This window comes from Desertibaculum subflavum (assembly GCA_003576705.1).
Taxonomy (GTDB): domain Bacteria; phylum Pseudomonadota; class Alphaproteobacteria; order Ferrovibrionales; family Ferrovibrionaceae; genus Desertibaculum; species Desertibaculum subflavum.
In genome coordinates, this window is sequence record QOZS01000095.1 from 1 (window position 1) to 10434 (window position 10434).

The following is a 10434-nucleotide window of genomic DNA, read 5'->3' on the forward strand; positions in this document are numbered from 1 at the left end:
CGCCGCCGCGGCGCCGCTGCCCGCGGTCACGGTGGTCGGGGATGCGATCCCGGCGCCGCTCGCCGCCGGCTTGGGCGATCCGGCGCGCGGCCGCGCCATCGTCGCGAGCCGCCAGCGCGGCCTCTGCCTGCTCTGCCATACCGGGCCGTTTCCGGAGGAGCGCTTCCAGGGCAACCTGGCGCCGGACCTGGCCGGCGCCGGCACGCGCTGGAATGCCGGCCAGCTGCGCCTCAGGCTGGTCGATCCCCGGCGTCTCAATCCCGACACGATCATGCCGTCCTACTATCGCGTCGACAGCCTGACGCGGGTCGGCAGCGCCTGGGCCGGCAAGCCAGCGTTGAGCGCGGCCGAGATCGAGGACGTGATAGCCTTCCTGTCGACCCTGCGCGAGTGAGCCGCATGAGCGAAACCATGCCCTTTCGTCCCAGCCGGCGCGAAGCCGTGGCTCTCGGTGCCGGCGCCGCCGCGCTGCTGGCATTGCGCCCGGCACGGGCGACGCCGGAGACGATGCGGGCGGCGATCCGCGAACTGGTCGGCGACGCCCCGCTGCGCGAGGGCCGGATGCATCTCGACGTGCCGCCGCTGGTCGAGAACGGCAACTCCGTGGCGGTGACCGTCACGGTCGACAGCCCGATGACGCCGGCCGACCATGTGCGCCGCATCGTGCTGTTCAACGAGAAGAATCCGCTGCCGCAGGTGGCCAGCTTTCAGCTTGGCCCGCGCGCCGGCCGCGCCGTGGTGGCGACGCGGGTCCGCCTCGCCGACACCCAGCGCGTCACCGCCATCGCCGAGATGAGCGACGGCAGCTTCCGGCAGACCGGCGCCGAGGTGATCGTGACGCTCGCCGCCTGCGTGGAGGGCTGATCGATGGCGCGCGCGCTGATCAACCTGCCCTCGACCGCGCGGCCGGGCGAGGTGATCGAGATCAAGACCTTGATCCAGCACCCGATGGAGACCGGCTTCCGCCCCGGCCCGAACGGCCAGATGCTGCCGCGCGACATCATTACCCGCTTCGTCTGCAGCTATGACGATGCCGAGATCTTCGTCGCCGACCTGCACCCCGCCATCGCCGCCAATCCCTTCCTCACCTTCACCACGGTGGCGACGGCGAGCGGCACGCTCCGCTTCACCTGGTCCGGCGACAACGGCTTCGTGCAGACCGAGACGCGTACGCTCACCGTCGCATGAAGGCCACCGCTGCATGAAGACCTGGGCGCTCGCCCTGCTGGTCGCGCTGCCGGCGGCGGCCGGCGAGATCGCACCGGCCGACCGCCGCTCCGGCTTCGATTTCATGAGCCGCGAGAACCAGGCCATGCAGCAGGACGACGGTGCCAATCCCGGCATGCTCTGGGTGCAGGACGGCGCCGCGCTGTGGCGCGACAGGCCCGCGCCCTCGGCGCCGGCCTGCGCCGAATGCCATGGCGAGGCGGCCGAGACGATGCGCGGTGTGGCCGCGCGCTATCCGGCCTTCGACGCGGCCAGCGGCGGGCCGGTCGATCTCGCCGAACGCATCAACATCTGTCGCACCGAACGCCAGCAGGCATCGCCGCTGCCGGCGGAAAGCCAGCCGCTGCTCGGTCTCACCGCCTTCGTCGCGCATCAATCGCGTGAGCAGCCGATCGCGCCGCCGGAGGATCCGCGCCTGGCGCCGTATCGTGCGCGGGGGGAGGCGCTGTATCGCCAGCGCATGGGCCAGCTCGATTTCGCCTGCGCGCAATGCCACGACGACAATTGGGGCAAGCGGCTGGCCGGCAGCGTCATCCCGCAGGCGCATCCGACCGGCTATCCGTTGTACCGGCTGGAATGGCAGGGCCTGGGCTCGCTGCAGCGGCGCATCCGCGGCTGCCTGACCGGCGTGCGGGCGGAGCCCTTTCCGCCCGGCGCGGCGGAATATGTGGAGCTCGAGCTCTACCTGATGTGGCGCGCGCGCGGCCTGCCGCTGGAGACGCCGGCGATCCGCCCCTAGAAATCGCCGCTGAATTTGGGCAACGCGGCGGTGAGATCGCCGGCCACCGGCTCGAACCGGCCGGTCGCCGCGTCGCGCACCAGAAGGCGGCCCGACGCGACGCCGAAATAGGCGCCGTGCAGCGCGAGCCGCCCCCGCTCCACCAGGATGCGTACGCAGGGGAAGGTCATCAGGTTCTGCAGGCTGAGCTCGACGGAAGCGAATTCCAGCCGCCGGAGATAGCCTTCACCGTCATCCTTGGCGCGCGGGCCCAGGCTCTCCGCGGCCGGCGCGATCTGCGACATCCAGCGGCCGATGAAATCGCCGGGCGAGAGCGGCTCCTGTTCGTCGGCAAAGGCGCGGATGCCGCCGCAGAAAGCGTGCCCGAGAACGACGATGTGCTTCACCTTGAGCGCCTGCACGCCGAATTCCAGCGCGGCGCTGGTGCCGTGCTGTGAATCCCGGTCCGGCTCGTAGCGCGGCACGATGTTGGCGACGTTGCGGACGACCAGAAGCTCGCCCGGCGCGGCATCGAAGATGACCTCCGGCGAGACCCGGGAATCGACGCAGCCGACCACCATAATCTCCGGGCGCTGGCCCCTCTCGGCCAGCATCTCGTAGCGCGTCCGCTCGCTGGCGAAACGGCCGTCGAGGAAGGCGCGGTATCCTTGGGTGAGGCGTTCGGGAAACATGGCACAGGCAATAGCAGAAACCGCATGTCATCCCAATATCCGCCATTGACAGCCTGGGCGCGGCCGGCAAGATGCCGCCCATGCGTCGCCTGATGAACGTAGCCGCGAAAGCCAAAGCTCCCCCGCCGGGGACCGAGGATCCGCGCCTGCGCTGACGCACTCACGCAACCGAGGATCACCAGGGCCCCGCCGGATCGGTCGGGGTCTTTTCATGTCCGCCCCTGCCGCCGGCCCGAACCGCCGAAGGAGACGGCCGACATGCCTACCCACGGAACCCAATCCCGAAGACAGAAGCCGCAGGGCGTCTGGCTGCCGCTGGTCACGCCGTTCCGCGACGGCGCGCTCGACGAGCATTCGCTGCGGCGCATGCTGCGCCATTATGCCGAACAGCCGATCGACGGCCTGATCCTCGCCGCCACGACCGGGGAGGGCCTCACGCTCGACGCGGACGAGACCCGCCGCCTGGTCGAAGCCGCGGCAGCCGAGACCAAGGGCACGCTGCCGATCTTTCTCGGTCTCTCGGGCGTGGACACGCGCAAGCTCTGCAAGGAACTCGCGGCGACCAGCGACTGGCCGATCGACGGCTATCTGATCGCCTGCCCCTATTACGTCCGGCCGTCGCAGGACGGGCTGTACCGGCAATTCGCCGCGCTCGCGGACGGCACCGCGCGGCCGATCATGATCTACAACATCCCCTATCGCACCGGCGTCAACATGACGAACGAGACGATGCTGCGGCTCGCCGCGCTGCCCAACATCGTCGGCGTCAAGGATTGCTGCGCCGACGCGGCGCAGAGCTTCGACCTCTTGCGTGCGCGGCCGAGCGGCTTCTCCGTGCTGACGGGGGAGGACGCCCTGCTCTACAGCGCGCTGACCCAGGGCGCCGATGGCGGTATTCTCGCCGCAGCCCATGTCGAGACGGCGGCCTTCGCCCGCATCTGCGCCACCGTGCTGGACGGCGACCACGCCACCGCCCTGCTCGCCTGGCGTCAGCTCGTCGACCTGCCGCGGCTGTTGTTCGCCGAGCCGAGCCCGGCGCCGATCAAGCATTGGTTGTGGCGCGCCGGCCTGATCGACAGCCCGGAAGTGCGCCTGCCGATGACCGGCGTCAGTCCGGCGCTCGCCGAGCGGATCGACCGCGCGATGGCAGAGCGAGCGGCGGCGCCGAAGGCCGCGGCGGCCTGAAGCACACAAGAGCGACTACGAAGACGGACGGCGTTTCCTGCGCCGTCCGCATTCCCGTTCGCGTGCGCCAATGCCTTGATCCGCGCGCAATCGCGCCGCCTTTCCTCCTCAGAGGGTCCCCAGCCTTCTTGCTGCCGCCGATCGCGCGCGACGCGCGGCAGGCAAAGAAGGAGAGAGACAATGTCGACCAACCTGAACCAGACCGCTCCGACCGGCGCCGGCCGGCGCTTCGGCACCATGACCCTGGCCGCCGCGGCGGCGAGCCTGGCGGTGCTGTTGAGCGGCTGCGTCGTCGTCGACGACAACGACACCCGCTACGACCGGGGCAAGAAGGGCTTCCACGGCCATCATCACCAGCACGACCGCGACGGCCATCGCGGAGGCTGGGACCGCGGCCGGTACTAGGACAAGGCAGGTCCCGCCGGCCTCCTGGGGCCGGCGGGCACCTTTTCCGTGCCGGTGCGGCCAATTATCCCGAACGCTGGGAATACCGCCAGGGCCCGAGCGACAATCACGGCAAGATCTATCGCTATTAGCGGCGGCTACCCCGCGGCGTCCGCGCGCGGCGCCTCGCGTCCATAAGCTTCGATGTCATAGCGCGCGAGGCTCGAAGGCACCGGCGTGCCGGTAGCCACCCGCGGGTCCGCGATCGGCTGGCCGGCCGTGAGCGTGAGCGGCACGACCCCCGCCCAGATCGGAAGGGCGTAGTCCGGCTCGTCGTCGACCGGCGGGCCGGTGCGCACCTTTGCCGCCGCCTCGTCGATCGTCATCCCGACCACCATCGTCCCCTTCAGCTCCTGCGCCGTCATCGGCCGGAGCGTCGCCCAGCGGCCGGGCGCGACGCGCTCGACGAAGGCTTCCAGTGCGCGGGCCTTCGCCGCCTTGTCGGTCACCATCTCGGCGCGGCCGAACAGCATGGCGCTGCGGTAGTTGACCGAATGATGGAAGGCCGAGCGCGCCATCACCAGCCCGTCGAGATGGGTGATGGTGACGCAGACCGGCACGCCCTCGCGCACCGTCTTCAACATGCGGCTCGCCATCGAGCCATGCCACAGCACCCGGTCGCCCTCGCGCCAGATATTGGTCGGCGTGACGAAGGGCTGGCCGTCGATCACGTAGCCGACATGCGCCAGCACCGCGGCATCGATGATCGCGTAGACGGTGGCGCGGTCATAATGCGCCCGCTTGTGCAGCCGCTTCACCTTCGACCTAGCGGTCGGCTTGAAATCCGCGCTCATGCCGCCCTCGCCTCCCGCGCCGCCGCCAGGCGCCGGTCGAGGCCGTCGCGCACCTTGGGCCATTCCTCGCGCAGCACGGCGAACACGACGGTGTCGCGCAGATGGCCGTCGGGCGCATACATGTGCCGGCGCAGCACCGCCTCCTCCACCGCGCCGAGCCGGGCGATCGCGGCCCGCGAACGCGCGTTGCGGCCGTCGCAGCGCAGCTCCACGCGGTTCGCGCCCCAATCGTCGAAGGCCTGCCCGAACAACAGCCGCTTGCATTCGGGGTTCACCACCCCGGCCCAGACCGAGGGGTGATACCAGGTGCTGCCGATCTCGAGCCGGCGATCACGGGCTGCGATGTTGAGATAGCTGGTCGATCCGACGACGCGACCATCGGCGCGCAGGCGGACTACATAGGGCAGACGCTCCGACTTCGCCTGCGCCGCGAGGTTGGTGTCCATCGCCGCATCGAAGCCGCTCTTCATCGGCAGATAGGGCCAATAGGCCGAGCCATCGCCCGCCGCCTCGCGCAGCTCCTCGCGGTGGCGCTCCGCCATCGGCTCCAGCGCGACGAATTCGCCGATCAGGGTGACCTGGTCCGGCATCATGCCGGCCGTCAATATGCCTGCGCTCATGGCTTCGCCGTCTCCATCAGGCCGGCCATCGCCGTCGCCTCGGCAGAGCCCTCGGCCCGAAGCCCCGCGACGGCGCCGGCGATATCGGCGGCCGACTTGTTCTGCGACAGCTTCGCCTTGCCCTCCAGGCGATCGATCGGGATCTCGAAGGCGAACAGGCCGCGCACCATGGCCGCAACGTATTTCTCCGGCAGCGCGCCGAACGACCAGGCATCCGGATAGTCGCCGTCATGCGTGGCGGCGAGCTCGGCCAGCAGGTTGCGCACCCGCGCTTCATCAGTGATCGGCTTCGGCGTGCCATAGGCGTGCACGGCGAGATAATTCCAGGTCGGCACCTGCGGGCTCGACGCGTACCAGCGCGGCGAGACATAGGCATGCGGACCCGAGAACACGACCAGCGCCGGACGCCCCGCCTCGATCAGCTGGACATGCGGATTGGCGCGCGCGACATGGGCGGTGAGCAGCGTGCCGTCATCATTGACGGATACCGGGATATGGCTCGCCAGCGGCACGCCCTCCGCATCGGCGCCGATCAGCGCGGCGAACGGGTTCTCGCGCATCAGGGCGACCATCGCGGCCCGGTCGTTCATGGCGAAATGGCGCGGCACGTACATGGCGAAACCTCAGCTTGGGACCGGAAAGGCCCTTCCCAAGCCTGCGATGTATCGCCAGATTGGCCCCATGCACAGCACCAATCGTACAAAATCGGCAGGGCCAATCGCGACAGGGCCAATCGCCGATGTGGGCGAGCTGCTCGCACTGCGGCTCGATCCGGCCGGCGAGCTGCCGCTGCAGCAGCAGCTGGTGCGCGAGCTGCGCGAGGCCGTGCTGTCCGGCCGCCTCGCGCCGCGCTTCCGCCTGCCGCCGACCCGCCTGCTCGCACGCGATCTCGGCGTCTCCCGCAACACGGTGCTGGCCGCCTTCGAGCAGCTCTCGGCCGAGGGATATCTCGAGGGCAAAGTCGGCGCCGGCACCTATGTGGCGGCACTGACGCCCGAGGCGCATCTCGCCGCGCCGAAACCGAAGGCAGGACAAAAATCGAGCCCACGTGCCGATGCCGTGCTCCGCCGCATCTCGACCCGCGCCGCGGCGGTGACCGAGATCCAGCGGCCGCGCTCGCGCCCGGCGCGGGCCTTCGGCGTCGGCATTCCGGATCTCGACGGCTTTCCGTTCGACATCTGGGGCCGTCTGATCGCCAAGCACTGGCGCCGGCCGCCGCGCGAGCTGCTCACCGCGCGGGACGCCGCCGGCTACCTCCCGCTGCGCGAAGCCATCGCCGCCTATCTGAACGCCTTCCGCGCCACCCAGGCGACGCCCGGGCAGGTCATCGTCACCGCCGGCGCCCAGGCCGGCCTCGACCTCGCCGTGCGCGTCATGCTGGAGCCGCGCGAGCAGGTCTGGATCGAGGATCCGGGCTATGCCGGCTTTCGTGCCGTGCTGGCCGCCGCCGATGTCGCGCCGGTGCCGCTGCCGGTCGACGCCGAAGGCCTCTCCGTCGCCGAGGGAAGAAAGCGGGCGCCGCAGGCGCGGCTCGCCTTCGTCTCGCCCTCGCATCAGTTCCCGCTCGGCACCACCATGACCTTGGGCCGCCGGCTCGAGCTGATCGAGTGGGCGGCGGAAGCGGACGCCTTCATCCTGGAGGACGATTACGATAGCGAGTACCGCTATGACGGCCGGCCGATCCCCTCGCTGCAGGGTCTCGATTCAGGCGGCCGCGTCATCTATGTCGGCAGCTTCTCCAAGGTGATGTTCCCGGCGCTCCGGCTCGGCTACCTCGTGCTGCCGGAAGCGCTGGTCGAGCCGTTCCTGCGCGTGCGCTCGGCGATCGACGACCATCCCTCGATCGTGGCGCAGCCGGCGCTCGCCGAGTTCATCGCCAGCGGCGCCTTCGCCACGCATATCCGCAAGTCCCGCAAGCGCTATGCCGAGCGCAAGGAAGCGCTGGAACGCGCCTTCGCCAAGCACCTGTCGGGCGTGCTCTCGCTCCGCCCGATCGATGCCGGCCTGCATGCGGTGGCGGATATCCTGGTGCCCAGGCTCGCCGATACCGTCATCGCGCAGGCCGCAGCCACGGCCGGCGTCACCATTGCCCCCCTCTCCGCCTTCGACACCGGCAAAGCACGTCACAACGGCCTCCTGCTCGGCTTCGCCGGCGTCGGCGAACGCGAGATCGACCGCGCCACGGCCAAGCTCGCGTCGGCAATCGCCAGCCTCCGCTGAAAGAAGAAGGGCCGCCTTGCGGGCGGCCCTTCGGGTAGCAGACCTGATCGAAGCAGATCAGAAGTCCATGCCGCCGCCGGGCGGCATCTGCGGCATCGGGTCCTTCTTCTCCGGCTTCTCGGCGACCATGGCCTCGGTGGTGATCAGCAGACCGGCGACCGAGGAGGCGTCCTGCAGGGCGCAGCGCACCACCTTGGTCGGGTCGATGATCCCCGCCTTGATCATGTCGGTGTACTCGCCGGCCTGGGCGTCGAAGCCCAGCTTGGCGTTCTTCTGCTCGAGCAGCTTGCCGACCACGACGGAGCCGTCGACGCCGGCATTCTCGGCGATCTGACGGACCGGGGCCTGGAGCGCCTTGCGGACGATCTCCATGCCGACCCGCTGGTCGTCGTTCGACGCCTTCAGGCCTTCGAGGGCGCGGATCGCATAGAGCAGCGCCGAGCCGCCGCCCGGGACGATGCCTTCCTCGACCGCGGCGCGGGTCGCATGGAGCGCGTCGTCGACGCGGTCCTTGCGCTCCTTCACCTCGACCTCGGTGGCGCCGCCGACCTTGATCACCGCCACGCCGCCGGCCAGCTTCGCCAGCCGCTCCTGCAGCTTCTCGCGGTCGTAGTCGGACGTCGTCTCCTCGATCTGCTGGCGGATCTGCCCGCAGCGCGCCTCGATGTCCTTCTTCTTGCCGGCGCCGTCGACGATGGTGGTGTTCTCCTTGTCGATCTTCACCCGCTTGGCGGTGCCGAGCATGTTGAGCGCGACGTTCTCGAGCTTGATGCCGAGATCTTCGGAGATCACCTGGCCGGCGGTCAGGGTCGCGATGTCTTCCAGCATCGCCTTGCGGCGATCGCCGAAGCCCGGCGCCTTCACCGCCGCGACCTTGAGACCGCCGCGCAGCTTGTTCACCACCAGGGTCGCGAGGGCTTCACCCTCGATGTCCTCGGCGATGATCATCAGCGGACGGCCCGACTGCACCACCGCCTCGAGCACCGGCAACATGGCCTGCAGCCCCGAGAGCTTCTTCTCGTGGATCAGGATGTAGGGGTTCTCGAGCTCCGCCGTCATCTTGTCGGCGTTGGTGACGAAATAGGGCGAGACATAGCCGCGGTCGAACTGCATGCCCTCGACGATGTCGAGCTCGGTCTCCAGGCTCTTCGCCTCCTCGACCGTGATCACGCCTTCCTTGCCGACCTTCTGCATCGCCTTGGCGATCATCTCGCCGATCTCGCTCTCGCCATTGGCCGAGATGGTGCCGACCTGGGAGATCTGCTCCTCGGACGAGACGTTGACCGAGCGCTTCTTCAGGTCCGCGATGACGACCTCGACCGCCTTGTCGACGCCGCGCTTCAGGTCCATCGGGTTCATGCCGGCGGCCACCGCCTTGGCGCCCTCGCGCACGATCGCCTGGGCGAGAACCGTCGCCGTGGTGGTGCCGTCACCGGCGGTGTCGTTGGTCTTCGAGGCCACTTCGCGCACCATCTGGGCGCCCATGTTCTCGAACTTGTCGGCGAGCTCGATCTCTTTCGCGACCGTCACGCCGTCCTTGGTGATGCGCGGCGCGCCGAACGACTTGTCGAGCACCACGTTGCGGCCCTTCGGGCCCAAGGTCACCTTCACCGCGTCGGCCAGGATGTCGACGCCGCGCAGCATCCGTTGGCGGGCGTCGCCGCCGAAACGTACTTCCTTTGCAGCCATATGCCTGCGCTCCCTTACTCGATGATGCCCATGATGTCGGACTCCTTCATGATGAGCAGCTCGTCGCCGTCCATCTTGACCTCGGTGCCCGACCACTTGCCGAACAGGATCTTGTCGCCCTTCTTGACGTCGAGCGGGATCAACTTGCCGTCCTCGCCCCGGGCGCCGGGACCGACGGACACCACCTTGCCCTCCATCGGCTTTTCCTTGGCGGTGTCGGGGATGATGATCCCGCCCTTGGTCTTCTCCTCGCCTTCGAGGCGCTTGACCAGGACGCGATCGTGCAGCGGACGAAATTTCATATGTCCTCCAACCGATTGCTTGTGCCTTGCGGCAATTCCGCTCGCTGCTAGCACTCAGGCCCAGCGAGTGCCAGGGTCTTAGCGAGGGGTTACCGAGGAGTCAATGCCGGAGCGGCCAGGTCCCTCCCGGACGCGCATCAATCGCGGCGCATCTGTTCCCTCCTTGGCCCTCCCCCGTGGCGAAGCCATGGGGGCAGGGTTGGGTGGGGGCAGTGTCGCACAACGGCAGGGGCGCATCTGTTCCGCGGCTCTGTCACCTCTCCGTTCCCTTCAGGGAAGGGAGAGGTCGGCGCGCAGCGCCGGGTGAGGTAAGGGCCGCGCCGCCGGCACCGGCCTTCTCCGGAAAGCGCATCCTCCCCACCTCTCCTTCCCTCTCCCCCCGCTTCGCGGGCGGAGAGGCAGTGCTGGCTTGGCCCGCGGCGCTTCTGTTCCGCGGCGCTCCTGTTCCGCGGCGCTCCTGTTCCGCGGCGCTCCTGTTCCGCGGCGCTCCTGTTCCGCGGCGCTCCTGTTCCGCGGCGCTCCTGTTCCGCGGCGCTCCTGTTC

At 69.4% G+C, this 10434-nt stretch carries 13 protein-coding genes; 7 read left to right on the forward strand and 6 right to left on the reverse strand.

What is annotated here, in order from left to right:
* The 4 genes from soxX to soxA form a co-directional block, all read left to right on the forward strand.
* A partial coding sequence (gene soxX, locus DT074_RS26720; RefSeq protein ID WP_368744935.1) for a sulfur oxidation c-type cytochrome SoxX occupies nt 1–394 on the forward strand: 394 nt, incomplete at its 5' end.
* A gap of 17 nt (nt 395–411) precedes the next feature.
* The gene (locus DT074_RS26725; protein ID WP_119422909.1) at nt 412–864 is read left to right on the forward strand and encodes a SoxY-related AACIE arm protein; all 453 of its coding nucleotides are present in this window, start codon (nt 412–414) and stop codon (nt 862–864) included.
* Between the two features lie 3 nt (nt 865–867).
* Nucleotides 868–1188, forward strand: a complete 321-nt coding sequence (gene soxZ, locus DT074_RS26730; RefSeq protein ID WP_119422898.1) for a thiosulfate oxidation carrier complex protein SoxZ — start codon at nt 868–870, stop codon at nt 1186–1188.
* A 13-nt stretch (nt 1189–1201) separates the two neighbouring features.
* A complete protein-coding gene (gene soxA, locus DT074_RS26735; protein WP_119422899.1) occupies nt 1202–1966 on the forward strand; it encodes a sulfur oxidation c-type cytochrome SoxA in 765 nt (254 codons plus the stop codon).
* Here the strand turns inward: soxA and DT074_RS26740 are convergent.
* Entirely contained in the window at nt 1963–2637 is a 675-nt protein-coding gene (locus DT074_RS26740) for a carbonic anhydrase (RefSeq protein WP_119422900.1), read from the reverse strand. The two genes, soxA and DT074_RS26740, sit on opposite strands and share 4 nt — an antisense overlap.
* Before the next feature lie 258 nt (nt 2638–2895).
* On the opposite strand from DT074_RS26740, the gene dapA reads away from it, so the two are divergent.
* Both dapA and DT074_RS26750 read left to right on the forward strand, forming a co-directional pair.
* Entirely contained in the window at nt 2896–3822 is a 927-nt protein-coding gene (dapA, locus tag DT074_RS26745) for a 4-hydroxy-tetrahydrodipicolinate synthase (RefSeq protein WP_119422901.1), read from the forward strand.
* A 180-nt stretch (nt 3823–4002) separates the two neighbouring features.
* The gene (locus DT074_RS26750) at nt 4003–4227 is read left to right on the forward strand and encodes a hypothetical protein (protein WP_119422902.1); all 225 of its coding nucleotides are present in this window, start codon (nt 4003–4005) and stop codon (nt 4225–4227) included.
* Nucleotides 4228–4364: 137 nt separating this feature from the next.
* Here the strand turns inward: DT074_RS26750 and DT074_RS26755 are convergent, their stop codons facing one another.
* From DT074_RS26755 to DT074_RS26765, 3 genes are read right to left on the reverse strand one after another with little or no spacing between them, the layout of a single operon-like run.
* Entirely contained in the window at nt 4365–5060 is a 696-nt protein-coding gene (locus tag DT074_RS26755) for a pyridoxamine 5'-phosphate oxidase family protein (protein ID WP_119422903.1), read from the reverse strand.
* Entirely contained in the window at nt 5057–5680 is a 624-nt protein-coding gene (locus DT074_RS26760) for a GNAT family N-acetyltransferase (protein WP_368744936.1), read from the reverse strand. Before DT074_RS26760 ends, DT074_RS26755 begins: the two co-directional genes overlap by 4 nt.
* Entirely contained in the window at nt 5677–6294 is a 618-nt protein-coding gene (locus DT074_RS26765; RefSeq protein WP_119422904.1) for an FMN-binding negative transcriptional regulator, read from the reverse strand. The genes DT074_RS26760 and DT074_RS26765 overlap by 4 nt, the downstream gene beginning before the upstream one ends.
* Nucleotides 6295–6421: 127 nt before the next feature.
* On the opposite strand from DT074_RS26765, the gene pdxR reads away from it, so the two are divergent.
* Nucleotides 6422–7900, forward strand: coding sequence for a MocR-like pyridoxine biosynthesis transcription factor PdxR (gene pdxR / locus DT074_RS26770; RefSeq protein WP_368744937.1), 1479 nt, complete (start codon nt 6422–6424; stop codon nt 7898–7900).
* Nucleotides 7901–7957: 57 nt separating this feature from the next.
* On the opposite strand, the gene groL is transcribed toward pdxR, so the two are convergent.
* Together groL and groES are read right to left on the reverse strand one after the other, a co-directional pair.
* Nucleotides 7958–9589 (reverse strand): chaperonin GroEL, encoded by a 1632-nt coding sequence (gene groL / locus DT074_RS26775; RefSeq protein WP_119422906.1) that lies wholly within the window; start codon nt 9587–9589, stop codon nt 7958–7960.
* A 14-nt stretch (nt 9590–9603) separates the two neighbouring features.
* A complete protein-coding gene (groES, locus tag DT074_RS26780) occupies nt 9604–9891 on the reverse strand; it encodes a co-chaperone GroES (RefSeq protein WP_119422907.1) in 288 nt (95 codons plus the stop codon).
* Between the last annotated feature and the right edge of the window lie 543 nt (nt 9892–10434).

What these genes read in the sequence shown, in the direction of transcription:
- DT074_RS26725 (WP_119422909.1), top strand. Translation starts at nt 412, where the DNA reads ATGCCCTTTCGTCCCAGCCGGCGCGAAGCCGTGGCTCTCGGTGCCGGC.
- soxZ (WP_119422898.1), top strand. Translation starts at nt 868, where the DNA reads ATGGCGCGCGCGCTGATCAACCTGCCCTCGACCGCGCGGCCGGGCGAG.
- soxA (WP_119422899.1), top strand. Translation starts at nt 1,202, where the DNA reads ATGAAGACCTGGGCGCTCGCCCTGCTGGTCGCGCTGCCGGCGGCGGCC.
- DT074_RS26740 (WP_119422900.1), bottom strand. Translation starts at nt 2,637, where the DNA reads ATGTTTCCCGAACGCCTCACCCAAGGATACCGCGCCTTCCTCGACGGC.
- dapA (WP_119422901.1), top strand. Translation starts at nt 2,896, where the DNA reads ATGCCTACCCACGGAACCCAATCCCGAAGACAGAAGCCGCAGGGCGTC.
- DT074_RS26750 (WP_119422902.1), top strand. Translation starts at nt 4,003, where the DNA reads ATGTCGACCAACCTGAACCAGACCGCTCCGACCGGCGCCGGCCGGCGC.
- DT074_RS26755 (WP_119422903.1), bottom strand. Translation starts at nt 5,060, where the DNA reads ATGAGCGCGGATTTCAAGCCGACCGCTAGGTCGAAGGTGAAGCGGCTG.
- DT074_RS26760 (WP_368744936.1), bottom strand. Translation starts at nt 5,680, where the DNA reads ATGAGCGCAGGCATATTGACGGCCGGCATGATGCCGGACCAGGTCACC.
- DT074_RS26765 (WP_119422904.1), bottom strand. Translation starts at nt 6,294, where the DNA reads ATGTACGTGCCGCGCCATTTCGCCATGAACGACCGGGCCGCGATGGTC.
- groL (WP_119422906.1), bottom strand. Translation starts at nt 9,589, where the DNA reads ATGGCTGCAAAGGAAGTACGTTTCGGCGGCGACGCCCGCCAACGGATG.
- groES (WP_119422907.1), bottom strand. Translation starts at nt 9,891, where the DNA reads ATGAAATTTCGTCCGCTGCACGATCGCGTCCTGGTCAAGCGCCTCGAA.